Raw genomic sequence first — 14,186 nt, 5'->3', positions numbered from 1 at the left:
ACCGCGCGAACGCGCTTCATCACTACGGAGGGACCCGCTCTCCGCGAACGAAGGCAGAGCCATGAAACCTCTCTCCGACAGCGAGCGCGCCGAACTCCTGCCCGCCCTCGACGGCTGGAGCCTGGTCGAGGGGCGCGACGCGATCCGCAAGCGGTTCGTCTTCGAGGATTTCGGCGCCGCCTTCGCCTGGATGAGCCGCGTCGCCCTCGCGGCGGAGAAGGCCGGCCACCATCCGGAATGGTTCAATGTCTACAACAGGGTGGACGTGGTCCTCTCGACCCACGACGCCGGCGGCCTCACCCGCCGGGACGTCGAGCTGGCGCAGCGCATGGACCTCTACGCCTCGGGCCTCCTGAAGGCCTGAGGGATCCTTCCCGCACGGGGCTTGCCACCGGGCCCGCGGGCTGGGAAAGCCAAGGCCGGATGTCAGGGAGGGAACCGTGCGCGACGATGCGATGCCGGGCGGAGAGATCAGGTTCGCGGCTTCGGAGCTCGAGGCGCGAACGTTCTCGGCGCTGCGCGAAGCGGGCGCCGACGAGGCTTCCGCCGGCGCGGCGACCCGCGCCATGATGCACGCCTCGCGCCTGGGCATCGACAGCCACGGCGTGCGCCTCGCCGCCTTCTACGCCGAGGCTCTCAGGAGCGGACAGGTCAACGGCAGGCCGGCACCGCGGCTGCACAGGACGGGCGCCGCGACCGCGACGCTCGATGCGGATCGGGGCCTCGGCCACTTGGCCGCCTATGCGGGCATGGAAGCCGCCTGCGACCTTGCGCGGGAGAGCGGGATCGGAGCCGTCGGCATCGTCCGCTCCACCCATTACGGCGCGGCCGGCGCCTATGCGCTCGCGGGAGCGGAGGCCGGTTACGTCGCGATCTGCACCACGAACGCCGATTCCCTGGTGGCCCTCCATGGCGGGAAGGCCCGCTTCCACGGGACCAATCCCATCGCGGCCGCCGCGCCGGTGGCGGGGTCGAAACCCTGGCTCCTGGACATGGCGACCTCGGCGATTCCCTACAACCGGATCCTGCTCTTCCGCTCCCTGCAGCGGGAGCTGCCCGCCGAGGTGGCGGCGGATCCGGCCGGCGAGCCGACGCGCGACCCCTTCCGGGCGGAGATGCTGATGCCGCTCGGAGGCCGGGATTTCGGCTTCAAGGGAGCCGGGCTCGCGGGGCTCGTCACGATCCTGTCGGCGGTGATCGCCGGAGCGCGGCCGGACCACCTGGTGCCCCCGATGAACCCGGAGGACGGCAGCCTCCCGCAGGCGCACGACATCGGCCATTTCTGCCTGGCCATCGACCCGGAGCGCTTCGTGGGACGCGCAGGCTACGACGCGCTCATGGCGCAGTACCTGGAGGGCCTGCGGCGGGCGCCGGCGTCCCAGGCCCTCGCGCCCGGCGACCGGGAGTGGCGGACCCTCGAGGAGCGGGAGAGGTCCGGCATCCCGGTCGATCCCGACACCGCCCGCTTCCTCCGCCTCGCCTGAGGCGCCGCCCCTATTTCGGCTGCATGCGCAGGGCCCCGTCGAGGCGGATCGCCTCGCCGTTGAGCATGTCGTTCTCGACGATGCTGCGGACGAGCTGCGCGTATTCCTCCGGCCGCCCGAGGCGGGAGGGGAACGGCACGTTGGCCTCGAGCGCCTTGCGGTAATCCTCGGCGATGCCCTCGAACAGGGGCGTGTGGAACAGGCCCGGCATGATGGTCATCACGCGGATGCCGAAGCCGGACAGGTCCCGCGCCACCGGCAGGGTGAGGCCGAGCACGCCGCCCTTGGAGGCCGCGTAGGCCGCCTGGCCGATCTGACCGTCCTGGGCGGCGACGGAGGCGGTGTTGACGATGACGCCGCGCCCGCCGTCGGCGGTCACGGGATCGAGGGCGGCCATGGCGGCGGCGCACTTGGCGATCATCGCGTAGGTGCCGATGAGGTTGATCTCGATCGTGCGGCGGAAGCTCGCGATGTCGTGGGGCACGAGCTCGCCGGTCTCGCGCTTCTTCGTGACCGTGCGCTTGCCCGGGGCGACGCCGGCGCAGTTGACGAGGATGCGCTCGACCCCGTGGGCGGCCCGCGCCCGGGCCAGGGCCGCGTCGATGGAGGCCTCGTCCGTCACGTCCGCCTCGCAGAACAGGCCGCCGATCTCGCGGGCATGCGTCTCCCCCCGCTCCACGTCCCGGTCGAGGATCGCCACCTTCACCCCCTCGGCGGCGAGCATGCGCGCCGTCGCGCCGCCCAGGCCCGAGGCGCCTCCGGTGACGACGGCTGCCATCTTTTCGTCGAGCTTCATGCGTTTTCTCCCTGTGTCCCGGCCTGTCATAGGGCATGATCCGCCGGGAGGGAACGAAGGTCTCCGCACAGGAGGCCCCGAGGAGCCGAGAGAAAGAGCATGAGCGAGTTCACGCGCCCGTTCACGAAGGCCGAGATGGACGCCATCCGCCGGGCGGCCGGCGGGGATGACGGCGTCGCCTCCGGGTTCTGGGCCAAGCTGAGGCGGGTGGGCGGCCGGATTCCCTTCGCGGAGGATCTCGTCGCCGCCTTCTACTGCGCCACCGACCCGGCGACGCCGAAGCGCGTCAAGGTGATTCTCATGGGCGCCATCGCCTATTTCGTCCTGCCCACCGACGCGGTGTCCGATTTCCTTCCCCTCCTCGGCTTCGCGGACGACGCGGCGGTCCTCGCCACCGCCATCGCCCAGGTGGCGGGCGCGATCACGGAGGAGCACCGGGCCAAGGCGAAGAGGGCCCTCGACCTGCCCGCCTGAGGGCGGCCCGCCGCGTTTCGACGCATCGCCACGGGGCCGGACCCGGCTTAACGGGGATGGTGAAGAGTTCTTAACCATCTCCGCCTAAAGTTCGTCCCATGATTCTCGCATCCCTTCAGCGCGGCCTGGCCGCGGGTGTCATCACTGCCGCTTTCGCCCTGGGGGCGGGCCCCGTGGCCCTGGCCCAGCCCGCCAAGAAGCCGGCATCCGCACAGGCCAAGCCTGCGGCGAAGCCCGCCGCCAAGGCATCGGACAAGACATCGGCCAAGACAGCGGAGAAGGCCTCCGCCAAGTCGCCCGCCAGCGCGTCCGCCAAGGGCTCGGCGGCGAAGCCCGCCGCCGCTGCGGCAGGCGCCGCGGGCGCGGCGGCTGCGGCCAAGGGGGCCCAGGCCTCCACGGGGCCGGGCGGGGCGACCCTGCTCGCGTCCTACGGCGACTGGGGCGTCTACACCGCCAAGACCGGGCGCTCCGAGATCTGCTACGCCCTGAGCCAGCCCAAGGACCGGCAGCCGAAGAACCTCAGCCGGGATCCCGCCTATCTGTTCGTGTCGTTCCGCCCCGCCGAGAACGTGAAGAACGAGGTGGCGGTGGTGCTGGGCTTCGCGGCCAAGGACAACGGCCCGGCCGAGGCGGTGATCGGCAAGGCGACCTACGCCCTCCTCACCAAGGACACCAACGCCTGGCTGAAGAACCCCGCCGAGGAGGGCCAGGCCATCGGCACCATGGCCAAGTCCCAGAGCGTCGTCGTGAAGGCCCAGTCCGCCCGGGGCAACCAGCTGACGGATCGCTATTCCCTGAACGGCTTCGGCCAGGCCCTGGAGCGCGCCCGCAAGGAATGCGCCCAGTAGGGGCCCTCCCGGGCGGCCGGACACGAAATCGCCGGGCCCCCTCACGTTTCCGACGCAATCGTGTTATAAGCCGCCTTCGATCCCACAAAGCGAAGGCGTGATTTCCCATGGCGACGGCGCTCGACATCGCCAAGCACAACCCCAATGCGGCCCCGGTGGCCGTGAGCGATTCCGCGCGCGCGGCCGGAAGGGAGCTCTCATCCATCGAGAAGAAGGCCGAGTTCACCGTCGAGGCCGCCGGCCAGTCCTCCCTCGTGGGCCTGACCCGCGACGAGCTGAAGGACAAGCTCGCCGCGATCGGCGTGCCCGAGCGCGAGCGCAAGATGCGCGTGGCCCAGCTCTGGCACTGGATCTATTTCCGGGGCGCGAAGAGCTTCGACGAGATGACCAACGTGGGCAAGTCCCTGCGGGCGGCCCTGAAGGAGGCCTATACCCTGGAGCGCCCGACGGTGGTCTCCGAGCAGGTGTCCAAGGACGGCACCCGCAAGTGGCTGATCCGCATGCCCTCCACCGGCCCCCTCGACAAGGGCGCGGAGATCGAGTGCGTCTACATTCCCGAGACCGACCGCGGCACCCTGTGCGTGTCGAGCCAGGTGGGCTGCACGCTCACCTGCTCCTTCTGCCACACGGGCACCCAGCGCCTCGTGCGCAACCTGACCTCGGCGGAGATCGTGGCGCAGCTCATCGTCGCCCGCGACGCCATCGGCGACTGGCCGGACGCGACGCCCCCCGAGGGCGCCTTCGTTCCCACCGACGGCGGGCGCTTCGTGTCCAACATCGTGTTCATGGGCATGGGCGAGCCCCTCTACAACATCGACAACGTGATCGCCGCCATCGGCGTCATGTCGGACAACGAGGGGCTGGGCCTCTCGCGCCGGCGCATCACGGTCTCGACCTCCGGCGTCGTGCCCCAGATGGAGCGCCTCGGCGCGGAGGCGAACACCATGCTCGCCATCTCGCTCCACGCGGTCCGCGACGACCTGCGCGACGTGCTGGTGCCGATCAACCGCAAGTACGACATCGCGCAGCTCCTCGACGCCTGCCGGGCCTATCCGGGCCTGTCGAACGCGCGGCGCATCACCTTCGAATACGTGATGCTGAAGGGCGTGAACGATTCGGATGCCGACGCCCGCGAGCTGGTGCGGCTCCTCAAGGGCATCCCCGCGAAGATCAACCTGATCCCGTTCAACCCCTGGCCGGGCTCGAAATACGAGTGCTCCGACTGGGAGCGGATCGAGCGCTTCTCCGAGATCGTCTTCCGGGCGGGCTACGCCTCGCCGGTGCGCACGCCGCGCGGCCGCGACATCCTGGCCGCCTGCGGCCAGCTCAAGAGCGAGACCGAGAAGCTGCGCGCCCGCGCCCGCATGATGGCCGAACAGGGCATCGGCGCCGAGGGCGTCTATGCCCTGGGGGAGAGGGAGTAGGCTCCCGCCGGAGAGCGCCGCCCATGCGGGAGGCGGCGTTTTCCGCATCTTGAATGTCATGTCACCGCCCTCCGGGCCGTGCACGCGCGGAGCCCCCTGAGCGATCGGGATTTACCGATGGTTCGCCATTTGCGGACGGGACGCCACTTCCGTGCTATAGGCGGCGGATGATCCGCTGGCTCCTCCTCATCCCCCTCGCCCTGCTGATCGCGGCGGGCGCGAGCACCCTCTTTCTCTTCGTCGCCTCCGTGGTCGACCCCGTCATGGGCTCGCTCACCGGCGACACGCTGCTCGTGGGGTTCTGGGTCTTCGTGGACGGGGTGTTCTCCTCGGAGGATCCGGGGCCGATGATCGCCGAGGCGGCCTTCGCGGTGGCGCGGGTCGCCTTTCTCCTGCTGTTCTTCCCGCCGCTCCTCGTGGCCGTGGTGAGCGAGGCGGTCCGCGCCCGCGGGGTGCTCTGGTACACCCTCGCCGTCGGCGTGCTGACGGCGGCGATTCCCTGGGTCCTGCGCGGCAGCGCCCGCGTCGCCAGCCCGGCGGAACTGCACGTGAGCGCCGTCCTCGGGCTGACCGGCGCGGTGGCGGGCCTCGTCTACTGGGCGATTGCGGGCCGCGACGCGGGCGGCGCGAGGCCCGCGCCGAACCCGCCGCTCCCGGGCGGGACGGCGCCGTAGGCGCCTGCCGCTCCAAGACCCCTCACCGTCATGCCGGGGCCGCAGAAGCCCGCATCGCGGGCGGCCGATCCTACCGCGCCGAGGTCGCGAGGATCTTGAGCGCGAAGGCGGAGAAGAGGCCGGCGAAGGAATAGTCGATGCCGCGCAGCAGCTTCGGGCGGCTGCGCAGAGCGGCGAGGACCTTGTCGGCGCCCATGATCATCGCCGCGCCCATCGGGCCGGTGAGGGCGACGAAGTAGAGCCCCAGGAAGAGGAGCTTGTCCGCGGCGTGCGGGTCCCCCGCCTGGACGAACTGCGGCAGGAAGGTCACGAAGAAGAGGACCACCTTCGGGTTCGTCAGGTTGATGCCGACGCCCACCATGAAGGTCTTCCAGAACGACACCTCGATCCGCCCCTCCTCCCGCACGTGCAGGGCCGAGCCGTGGCGGACCGCCTCGACCGCGAGCCAGAGCAGGTAGAGGGCGCCGACGATCTTGAGGACCGTGAAGGCGGTGACCGAGGCGGCGAGCAGGGCCGAGAGGCCCAGGGCCGCGAGCAGGGTGTGGACGCAGCATCCCGCCATGGCGCCGAGCATGGCGGCCATGCCCGCCTTGCGGCCGCCGGCCACGGTCTTGGCCAGGAACAGGCTCATGTCCGGCCCCGGCGTGATGAACAGCAGGGCGCAGGCGAGCGAATAGGTGACGAGCGTGCTCAGATCCGGCAGAAAGGTCATGGTCGTGCCACCGATGTAGGAAATTGCGGGGATTATGCCTCAAGAGCGCCCCGCCGACCATAGGAAAGCCGCTTGGCGAACGGCCACCCTTGCCCCATTTGTGAAGCCGTCGAAGGGTGACCGATTCGAGAGATGAGCACATGACGGGTTTGCTGTTGCCGGCGCGGATTCGCGTCGCCCTGGCCGTGGCGGCCATGGCCCTCGGGCTCTCCGCCTGCGGCATCAACAACGTGCCGACCCTGGAGGAGCGGGCCAAGTCCGCCTGGAGCGAGGTGCAGAACCAGTACCAGCGCCGGGCCGACCTGATCCCCAACCTCGTCGAGACCGTGAAGGGCTTCGCCGCCCAGGAGCGGGAGGTGCTGACCCAGGTCACGGAGGCGCGGGCGAAGGCGGCGCAGGTCAAGGTCGACGCCTCCACGGTCACGGACCCGGAGAAGTTCCGGCAGTTCCAGGAGGCGCAGAACCAGCTCTCCGGCGCCCTCGGGCGGCTGCTCGTGACGGTGGAGCGCTATCCGGAGCTGAAGTCCAACGCCAACTTCCTGGCCCTGCAGTCCCAGCTCGAGGGCACCGAGAACCGCATCGCCGTGGCGCGTCGCGACTACATCGAGGCCGTGCGGGCCTACAACACGGAGCTGCGCACCATTCCCGGCCGCTGGATCGCCGCCGTCCTCTACCCGGACGCCAGGCCCATGGAGACCTTCACGGCGACGCCCGACGCCAACCGGCCGCCGACGGTGAAGTTCTAGGCCGATGAGGGGCTTGCCGTCTTTCCCCTCCTCCCTCGCGGGGCAGGGTTCGGGAGGGGGGTGCCGGCGCCGGACCGGAACCGGAAGGGCGCTCGCACCCCCCTCTCCATCTCTCCCCCGCTCTCCCTTTCTCCCCCGCTCTCCCTCTCTCCCCCACGAGGGGGGAGAGGGATGGACGGCCCTCCTCCTCGCCCTCCTCATCCTTTTTCCCGTCCTGGCCCTCGCCCAGTCCTTCCCGGCCCTCACCGGCCGGGTGGTCGACGCTGCGAACCTGCTCAGGCCGGAGGAGCGCGCGGCCCTGGAGGCCAAGCTCAAGGCCCACGAGGACAGGACCTCCGACCAGGTGGTGGTGGCGACGGTGCCGACCCTCGGCGGGCTGGAGGTGGAGGACTACGCCAACCGGCTCTTCCGCCACTGGCAGCTCGGCCGGAAGGACAGGAACAACGGCGTCCTGCTGCTCGTGGCGCCCAAGGAGCGCAAGGTGCGCATCGAGGTGGGCTACGGCCTGGAAGGGGCGCTGACCGACGCCCTGTCGAAGGTCATCATCACCACCGCCGTCGCGCCGCAGTTCCAGAAAGGCAACTTCGCCGGCGGCATCGATGCCGGGGTGGACGCCATCCTCTCGATCCTCACCGGGGACGCGGAGGAATGGCAGCGGCGCGCCACAGTGCGCGAGGACGAAAGCGAGTCCGTCGATCCCTGGGTGGCCCTCGTCGTCATGGTGATCCTCTTCGTCGTGATCTCGAACATCGTCCGCGACGTTCGCGGCCGCCGGGGCCGGAGCGGCGGCCCCTGGATCGTCCCGACGGGGGGCGGCTGGTCCGGCGGCTCCGGGGGCGGATGGTCCGGGGGAGGATGGTCGGGCGGCAGCGGCGGCGGGTTCTCCGGCGGGGGCGGCTCCTCCGGCGGCGGCGGCGCATCGGGGAACTGGTAGATGATGTCGCCGGAGGACCATGCCCGCCTGAGCCAGGCGATCCGCGAGGCCGAGGACCTCACCACGGGGGAGATCGTCGTGGTGGTGGCCGGGCAGGCGAGCGGCTATCGCTCGTTCCCCGTGCTGTGGGCGCTCCTGGCCGCCCTCCTCGTGCCCTGGCCGCTGATCGGCATCACCGCCCTCGGCCCGGCGCGGATCTTCCTGATCCAGCTCCTTGCGGCCCTGTTCCTCAGCGTCTTCCTGTCCCTCCCCTCGCGCCGCCATGCCCTGGTGCCGCGCTTCATCAAGAAGGCGCGGGCGCAGGAGGCGGCGCGGCGGGAATTCCTGAGCCGGGGCCTCACCCGCACCCGGGAGCGCACGGGCGTGCTGATCTACATCGCCCTCGCCGAGCGCCACGCGGAGATCCTGGCGGATACGGGCATCGCCGACCGGGTCGGGCCGGAGGTCTGGCGGAGCATCGTCGACGACCTCACCGACAGGATCCGGGAGGGCCGGCTCGCGGACGGCCTCATGGCCGCCGTCCGGCGCACGGGGGCGGTCCTGGCCGAGCACGCCCCGCCCCGCTCCGACGATCTCGACGAACTGCCGAACAAGGTCTTCCTGCTCTGAAGCGTTTCTTTCTCGGGGCGGACGACATCCCGCCCAGCCCCTCTCAGAGGCCGCCGCCCTTCGCGGCGCCCAGGATGGGACCGGGCTTCGCGCCGTCGCCGGACTGCACCAGCACCACGTAGCCGTCCGCATCGCCGCGGGCGGAGGCGAGCGGCACCTGGAACCGGGCGGATCCGCCCTGCCACTCGCCCACCCGGGTCATGCCGCGCACCACGTTGGCGTAGGTGACGGTCTTGCCCCGGTTCTCGCCGCGGCCGATGGCCACGGTCCGCTCGCGCAGGACCGGCAGGACCCAGATCTCGCCCCGGAGCCGCCGCGCAGAAGCGGGCCGGGACGCCGCCTGCGACGCGGCTTGGGAGACGGCCTGCGCCGGGGACGCGGCCTCCTCGACCGCGATGGTGACCGTGCCGCCCTCCTCCTGGAGGCTCACCTCGACGGGCAGGGTGGCGCGTCCCTCGCCGGCGCTCTGGATCGAGGTCTCGACCTTGGACCAGTCGGAGCCCACGCAGGGCTTCAGGCCGTTCACGACGATCTGGGGCGTGTAGACCTGCCGGTCGCTGCGGGCCTCCGCATAGGCCTTCTGCCGCGCCGTGAAGAGCGGCTGGGCGAGGGTGTCCTTCCAGCCGAGATAGTCCCAGTAGTCCACGGGGAACGACAGGGCCACGATGTCGGGCCGGCGCGCGAGGCCCGCGAGCAGGGCGTCGGCCGGCGGGCAGGACGAGCAGCCCTGGCTGGTGAAGAGCTCGACGACGGCGCGCGGCGGCTCGGCCAGGGCCGGCTGCGCGAGGACGGCGAGGCCCAGGAGAACCGGGAGCGTCCGCGCGCGGGAAACGTTCGGGCGTGAGACCATGGTGCCGGCCATGGAACACGAAACGTTCCTCAAGGGGAACTCACTTTAGCTTGAGCGCCCGCCGGAACCCGCCAGCGCCTGTGCATCCACAGCCACTGCTCCGGGTGCTCGCGCACCCAGCCCTCCACCACCGAGGTCATGGCCTGCATGGCGCCCTGCACGTCGATCAGCCCCTCCGCGTCCCGGGGCAGGTCGAGGGGCGGGGTGAGCTGGAGCCGGAAGCGGTGGCCGGGCAGGCGGATCACCCGCACCCCGTGGACCGGGCAGTCGAACCGGCGGGCGAACTTGCCGAGGATCGGGTTCACCAGGGCGGGCCGGCCGAGGAAGTTCACGATCACGCCGCGGGTGAAGTGCTGGTCGATGAGCATGCCGAGATGGCCGCCCTTCTCGAGCGTCCCCTGCATGGCGAAGGCCGCCCCCTGCCGGGCGGCCTCCAGCCCGCCCATGGTCTCGGAGCGGATCTCGTGCAGGACCCGGGCGACGGCCGGGTCGTTGGGGGCGCGAAAAACCGCCGTCGCGTCGAGCCCGAACCGGGCGGCGCAGATCGCCGGCAGCTCCCAGTTGGCGAGATGGGCGGAGAAGACGATGCCGGGCCGGCCGTCGTCCCGCAGGCTCAGGAAGTGCTCGATCCCGTCCACCTCCGTGCGGCCGGGCTCGGCCCGGTCCGGGTCGAAGTCGAACAGGGTGCCCAGATGCGGGTACTCGCCCCCGGTGCGGCCGAGATTGTCCCAGGCGGCCCGCGCCAGCGCCCTCACCTCGCGCTCCGGCTTGCCCGGATAGGCCGCCCGGATGTTGGCGAGGGCGGTCCTGTGGGCGGGAAGCAGCGGACCGACGGCGCGGGCCAGCGCCGCCCCCACGGCGCCGGACCGCTCGGGGCCGATGGCCTTCGAGAAGGCGAAGACGCTCCGCACCAGGCCGACCATGACCGTCTCGGTCACGCGGGAGGCGAGGCTGCGGGGACGCTGGGAGAAATGGGCCACGGAGTCTCCTGAAACGGAATCACGACGGGAGAGCGCGTCTTTCCGCGCCGGCCGGGCTTCGTCAAGGGGCGGGGGCGCGCGATAATCTGTCGTAGAGGGCGGTGAGGACCTCCCGCTCCCGGTTCCAGCTCAGGGCCTCCGCCGCCACGAGGGCCTGCCGCTTCATCCGGTCGAGAGCGGGCCGGTCGAAGCCGTTGACGGTCCGGGCGATGGCCTCCGCGTCGTCCGCGGCGAGGGCGCCGCAGCCGTGGCGGGTGACGATCTCGGCCATGTCCGGCAGGGGCGAGGTGACGACCGCGAGGCCCGCCGCCAGGTACTCGAAGAGCTTGTTGGGCAGGGCGAAGCGGTTGTGGCGGCTCGAATCCGGCAGGATGCACAGCCCGATATCCGCCTCGGCGGCCCGGGGCACCACCTCGTGCGGCGCGACCGCGGGTTCGAAGCGCACCCGGTGCGCCACGCCGAGGGCCGCCGCCCTGGCCTCGAGGGCGGCGCGGTAGGCAGGGGCCGCCGGCCCGCGCAGGGTGAGGCGGAACTCGTCCCGCCAGCGCGGCAGGGAATCGAGGATGGCCTCGAGCCCGCGGTTGCTGCGCATGAGCCCGTGGAAGAGCACCCCGATCCTCTCGCCCACCGGGCGGAAGGGGGCGAGCGGCGCATCCGGCACGTTGCGGATGACGGCGGGCCTCGGCAGGCCCGGATAGGCCTCCGCCAGGGCCTCGGCGATGCCGGGGCTGACGGTGATGACCGCATCCGCCGCCCGGATGCCGCGTCCCTCGATCCTCCGTACATGGGCGAGGGCGGCGAGACGCCACTTCAGGCTGTGCTCGTATTCCGCGATCGCCATCTCGTGGCTGTCGTAGACGATGCGCGCCCCGAAGCGGGCCTTGGCGTCGAGGGCGAGCGGCAGGGTCGTCCAGTCGTTGGCGTGGACCGCCTCGGGCCGGAAGCCGCGCAGGATCCGGCGGGCGGCGCGCCGCCCCTCGTGGAGCCAGTAGAGGAGATGGGCCGAGGCCGGCAGCAGGTTCGCCGGCGCCTGCCGCAGGAGGATTCCGGCCCGGATGGCGAAGGGCGAGGGCAGGTCGGGCAGCAGGGCGACCCGGTAGGACACGCCCGCGGGGGCCGGGCCGTAGCCGACGAGCAGGACCTGGTGCCCGGCCCGGTGCAGGGCCTCGGCCGTGCGCAGCACGCGGGAATCGTTGGCCAGGGAGTGGAAGTCGACGACGGCGATGCGCATGGGCGATGAAAATCCTCGAGCCGCGCGATAGACCGCGCGGGCGGGGATGTCCAGCCAGGGCCGCGACGCACTCGACGGCGCGGCGGCGGCTCTGTACAAGGCCGCTCGTTTCACGAACCGGCGAGCCCTCCCCTGCCCGCGCCCCGAAAGCCCCGCATCCTCTACGTCTGCTGCGAGCGCATCGTCCCCGGCAGCGCGGCGGCGACGCACGTCACCGAGATCTGCGAGGGGCTCGGGCGGCGGGGCTATCCGGTGACGCTCCGGGCCGAGCGCGGCGCCGCCCGCAGCGGCCTCGTCGGCCAGCTGGGGCGCTATGCCCGCATCGCGCTGTCCGCCCTGGCGGCCCTGCCGCGGACCGACCTCGTCTATTTCCGCTCCCACTTCGCGGCCTTTCCCGTCGCGCTCGCGGCGAAGATCCTGGGCCGGGCGACGATCCAGGAGATCAACGGCGTCTATGCGGAGGCCTTCGTCACCCATCCGCGCTTCCGGCGCCTCAAGGGCGTCCTCTCCGCCCTCCAGCGCCTCCAGTACCGCTGGGCGGACGCGCTGATCGCCGTCACGCCGCAGCTCGTGGACTGGAGCACGCGCGAGGCGGGGCACGGGCGTGCCTTCCACGTGGGCAACGGGGCGAACACGAAGGTCTTCGCCCCCGGCGGGCCGAGGATGGAGCGCGAGCGGCCCTACGTGCTCTTCTTCGGCGGCATGACCCGCTGGCACGGGGTGGAGACGATGCTGGAGGCCGCCCGCTCCCCCGCCTGGCCGCAGGGCCTGGACCTGCTCATGGCGGGCCCCGTCGTCGACGAGAGCCTGAGGTCCGCCCTGGAGGGCGCGCCGCCCCCCGTCGTGCGGCTCGACCGGGTGCCGCAGCAGGACCTGCCGGCGATGATCCGGGGCGCCGTGGCCGGGCTGGTACCGAACGTCGACCCGAGCGGCATCGCCGCCCAGGGGCTCACGCCCCTCAAGTTCTTCGAGATGCTGGCCTGCGGCCGCCCCGTCGTGGTCAGCGACTTCCGGGGCATGGCCGACATCGTGCGGAGCGGCGGCTGCGGCCTGGTGATTCCCTCCGGCGACGCGGAAGCCCTCGCCCGAGCCGTCGCCCGCCTGGCGGAGAACCCCGGCGAGGCCCGGGCCATGGGCGAGGCGGGCGCCCGCCTGATCGCCGCCGAGCATTCCTGGGACGCGCGGGCCGCCGAGACGGCGCGGGTGATCGAGCAGGTTCTCGGGAGGAAATGACGGCGGAGCGGTCGTTCTCAGAACGTCACGACTACCTTGCCGAAGACCTTGCGGCTCTCCAGCCGCTCCAGCCCCTTCCGGAACTCGTCGAGGGGAAAGACGGAATCGATCACCGGCGTCATGCCGCCCGCCATCTTGGCGAGCGATTCGCGGATGTTGCGGATGGAGCAGCCGAAGGAGCCGAAGATCCGGTACTGCTGCTGGAAGAGCTGCATGAGGTTCATGGTCGTGGACACGCCGCTCGTCGAGCCGCAGGTGACGAGGCGGCCGCCGCGCTTGAGGCAGAGGAGCGAGCCGTTCCAGGTATCGGCGCCCACGTGCTCGAACACCACGTCCACGCCCTTGCGCTTGGTCAGGCGGCGCACCTCGCCCTCGAAGCGCTCGGTGCGGTAGTTGATGACATGGTCGGCGCCGAGGGCCTTCGCCTTCTCGGCCTTCTCGTCGTCGCCCACCGTGGTGAAGACCGTGCAGCCGATGGCCTTCGCCATCTTGATGGCCGCCGTGCCGATGCCGGATCCGCCCGCATGGATGAGGATCGATTCGCCGGGCTCCAGCTTGGCGTTGTCGAAGAGCATGTGCTGGACCGTGCCGAAGCCGATGGGGGCGCAGGCCGCGTCCGTGAACGACACGCCCTGCGGCACCGGGATGACCAGCCGCTCGGGACGGTTGATGAGCTCGCGGGCGAAGCCGTCGATGTGGAAGCCCATGATGCCGGCGACGTTCTCGCACAGATTGTCCCGGCCCTCCCGGCAGGCCTTGCAGTGGCCGCAGGTCTCGGCACCGTACATGGTCACCGGATCGCCGGCCTTGAACCGGGTCACGCCCTCGCCGACCGCCGCGACCTCGCCGGAGGCCTCGACGCCCACCGCCTGGGGCATCTTGCGCTTGGCGAAGGCCATGCCGCGGAAGCCCCAGACGTCCAGGTAGTTGAGCGCGAGCGCCTTCACCCGCACCTGCACCTCGCCCGGCCCGGGCGGCGGCGGGGCTTCCATCTCGGTGAGGCGAAGGTCGCGGTCGCCGAAAAGCTGAAGGGCGCGCATGGACTGGCTTTCTTTGAGATTCTTCACACGAAGGGCTTTGCCGTCGCCGCTTAAAGGGCGGAACGCCGGATGACAACCCAGGAGGCGCTTTCCGGACCGTGCAGATGCAACAACGCTACGACCCGAAGGTCGGGCGGGAGCTCGGTCGTGG

At 71.5% G+C, this 14,186-nt stretch carries 16 protein-coding genes; 10 read left to right on the top strand and 6 right to left on the bottom strand.

Features of this window, described 5'->3' with window-relative positions:
- The first annotated feature begins 61 nt into the window (after positions 1-61).
- Positions 62-364 (top strand): 4a-hydroxytetrahydrobiopterin dehydratase, encoded by a 303-nt coding sequence (locus GDR74_RS01985; protein ID WP_152584731.1) that lies wholly within the window; start codon positions 62-64, stop codon positions 362-364.
- A 91-nt stretch (positions 365-455) separates the two neighbouring features.
- Positions 456-1,484, top strand: a complete 1,029-nt coding sequence (locus GDR74_RS01980) for an Ldh family oxidoreductase (RefSeq protein ID WP_152587624.1) — start codon at positions 456-458, stop codon at positions 1,482-1,484.
- Positions 1,485-1,494: 10 nt separating this feature from the next.
- On the opposite strand, the gene GDR74_RS01975 is transcribed toward GDR74_RS01980, so the two are convergent.
- Positions 1,495-2,280 carry an SDR family NAD(P)-dependent oxidoreductase gene (locus tag GDR74_RS01975; RefSeq protein WP_152584730.1) on the bottom strand — a complete coding sequence of 262 codons (786 nt, stop codon included), beginning with the start codon at positions 2,278-2,280 and terminating at the stop codon, positions 1,495-1,497.
- A gap of 99 nt (positions 2,281-2,379) precedes the next feature.
- Here GDR74_RS01975 and GDR74_RS01970 point away from each other — a divergent pair, with 99 nt between their 5' ends.
- The 4 genes from GDR74_RS01970 to GDR74_RS01955 all read left to right on the top strand — a co-directional run bounded on the left by GDR74_RS01970 (position 2,380) and on the right by GDR74_RS01955 (position 5,700).
- Complete coding sequence (locus GDR74_RS01970; RefSeq protein WP_152584729.1) at positions 2,380-2,754, top strand: YkvA family protein; 375 nt, start codon at positions 2,380-2,382, stop codon at positions 2,752-2,754.
- A 98-nt stretch (positions 2,755-2,852) separates the two neighbouring features.
- Entirely contained in the window at positions 2,853-3,602 is a 750-nt protein-coding gene (locus GDR74_RS18080) for an invasion associated locus B family protein (protein ID WP_194164602.1), read from the top strand.
- Between the two features lie 107 nt (positions 3,603-3,709).
- A complete protein-coding gene (rlmN, locus tag GDR74_RS01960; RefSeq protein WP_152584728.1) occupies positions 3,710-5,026 on the top strand; it encodes a dual-specificity RNA methyltransferase RlmN in 1,317 nt (438 codons plus the stop codon).
- A 167-nt stretch (positions 5,027-5,193) separates the two neighbouring features.
- Entirely contained in the window at positions 5,194-5,700 is a 507-nt protein-coding gene (locus GDR74_RS01955) for a hypothetical protein (RefSeq protein WP_152584727.1), read from the top strand.
- Between the two features lie 70 nt (positions 5,701-5,770).
- Here the strand turns inward: GDR74_RS01955 and GDR74_RS01950 are convergent, their stop codons facing one another.
- Positions 5,771-6,412: a LysE family translocator gene (locus GDR74_RS01950; RefSeq protein WP_152584726.1), complete on the bottom strand. Its 642-nt coding sequence runs from the start codon at positions 6,410-6,412 to the stop codon at positions 5,771-5,773.
- A gap of 140 nt (positions 6,413-6,552) precedes the next feature.
- On the opposite strand from GDR74_RS01950, the gene GDR74_RS01945 reads away from it, so the two are divergent.
- The 3 genes from GDR74_RS01945 to GDR74_RS01935 all read left to right on the top strand — a co-directional run bounded on the left by GDR74_RS01945 (position 6,553) and on the right by GDR74_RS01935 (position 8,701).
- Entirely contained in the window at positions 6,553-7,158 is a 606-nt protein-coding gene (locus tag GDR74_RS01945) for a LemA family protein (RefSeq protein WP_152584725.1), read from the top strand.
- A 199-nt stretch (positions 7,159-7,357) separates the two neighbouring features.
- Positions 7,358-8,092, top strand: coding sequence for a TPM domain-containing protein (locus tag GDR74_RS01940; RefSeq protein WP_246180220.1), 735 nt, complete (start codon positions 7,358-7,360; stop codon positions 8,090-8,092).
- Entirely contained in the window at positions 8,093-8,701 is a 609-nt protein-coding gene (locus GDR74_RS01935; RefSeq protein ID WP_152584723.1) for a TPM domain-containing protein, read from the top strand.
- Between the two features lie 43 nt (positions 8,702-8,744).
- Here the strand turns inward: GDR74_RS01935 and GDR74_RS01930 are convergent, their stop codons facing one another.
- The 3 genes from GDR74_RS01930 to GDR74_RS01920 all read right to left on the bottom strand — a co-directional run bounded on the left by GDR74_RS01930 (position 8,745) and on the right by GDR74_RS01920 (position 11,762).
- Positions 8,745-9,563: a DUF1223 domain-containing protein gene (locus GDR74_RS01930; RefSeq protein WP_246179825.1), complete on the bottom strand. Its 819-nt coding sequence runs from the start codon at positions 9,561-9,563 to the stop codon at positions 8,745-8,747.
- Positions 9,564-9,580: 17 nt separating this feature from the next.
- The gene (locus GDR74_RS01925) at positions 9,581-10,531 is read right to left on the bottom strand and encodes a lipid A biosynthesis lauroyl acyltransferase (RefSeq protein ID WP_281349040.1); all 951 of its coding nucleotides are present in this window, start codon (positions 10,529-10,531) and stop codon (positions 9,581-9,583) included.
- A 61-nt stretch (positions 10,532-10,592) separates the two neighbouring features.
- Positions 10,593-11,762 (bottom strand): glycosyltransferase, encoded by a 1,170-nt coding sequence (locus GDR74_RS01920; protein ID WP_152584722.1) that lies wholly within the window; start codon positions 11,760-11,762, stop codon positions 10,593-10,595.
- Positions 11,763-11,789: 27 nt separating this feature from the next.
- Between GDR74_RS01920 and GDR74_RS01915 the strand changes: the two genes are divergently transcribed.
- Positions 11,790-12,995, top strand: a complete 1,206-nt coding sequence (locus tag GDR74_RS01915) for a glycosyltransferase family 4 protein (protein ID WP_343039625.1) — start codon at positions 11,790-11,792, stop codon at positions 12,993-12,995.
- A gap of 17 nt (positions 12,996-13,012) precedes the next feature.
- On the opposite strand, the gene GDR74_RS01910 is transcribed toward GDR74_RS01915, so the two are convergent.
- Positions 13,013-14,035, bottom strand: a complete 1,023-nt coding sequence (locus GDR74_RS01910; protein ID WP_152584720.1) for a zinc-binding dehydrogenase — start codon at positions 14,033-14,035, stop codon at positions 13,013-13,015.
- Positions 14,036-14,186: the final 151 nt, after the last annotated feature.

This window comes from Microvirga thermotolerans (assembly GCF_009363855.1).
GTDB lineage: Bacteria > Pseudomonadota > Alphaproteobacteria > Rhizobiales > Beijerinckiaceae > Microvirga > Microvirga thermotolerans.
Note: the sequence above shows the minus strand (reverse complement) of the source record. Positions and strands in the feature narration are given on the sequence as shown.

Bases quoted from the DNA above. Each gene is read 5' to 3' on its own strand.
- GDR74_RS01970 (WP_152584729.1), top strand. From the start codon at position 2,380: ATGAGCGAGTTCACGCGCCCGTTCACGAAGGCCGAGATGGACGCCATC.
- GDR74_RS01910 (WP_152584720.1), bottom strand. From the start codon at position 14,035: ATGCGCGCCCTTCAGCTTTTCGGCGACCGCGACCTTCGCCTCACCGAG.
- rlmN (WP_152584728.1), top strand. From the start codon at position 3,710: ATGGCGACGGCGCTCGACATCGCCAAGCACAACCCCAATGCGGCCCCG.
- GDR74_RS01975 (WP_152584730.1), bottom strand. From the start codon at position 2,280: ATGAAGCTCGACGAAAAGATGGCAGCCGTCGTCACCGGAGGCGCCTCG.
- GDR74_RS01950 (WP_152584726.1), bottom strand. From the start codon at position 6,412: ATGACCTTTCTGCCGGATCTGAGCACGCTCGTCACCTATTCGCTCGCC.
- GDR74_RS01920 (WP_152584722.1), bottom strand. From the start codon at position 11,762: ATGCGCATCGCCGTCGTCGACTTCCACTCCCTGGCCAACGATTCCCGC.
- GDR74_RS01935 (WP_152584723.1), top strand. From the start codon at position 8,093: ATGATGTCGCCGGAGGACCATGCCCGCCTGAGCCAGGCGATCCGCGAG.
- GDR74_RS01930 (WP_246179825.1), bottom strand. From the start codon at position 9,563: ATGGCCGGCACCATGGTCTCACGCCCGAACGTTTCCCGCGCGCGGACG.
- GDR74_RS01945 (WP_152584725.1), top strand. From the start codon at position 6,553: ATGACGGGTTTGCTGTTGCCGGCGCGGATTCGCGTCGCCCTGGCCGTG.
- GDR74_RS01980 (WP_152587624.1), top strand. From the start codon at position 456: ATGCCGGGCGGAGAGATCAGGTTCGCGGCTTCGGAGCTCGAGGCGCGA.
- GDR74_RS01955 (WP_152584727.1), top strand. From the start codon at position 5,194: ATGATCCGCTGGCTCCTCCTCATCCCCCTCGCCCTGCTGATCGCGGCG.
- GDR74_RS18080 (WP_194164602.1), top strand. From the start codon at position 2,853: ATGATTCTCGCATCCCTTCAGCGCGGCCTGGCCGCGGGTGTCATCACT.
- GDR74_RS01985 (WP_152584731.1), top strand. From the start codon at position 62: ATGAAACCTCTCTCCGACAGCGAGCGCGCCGAACTCCTGCCCGCCCTC.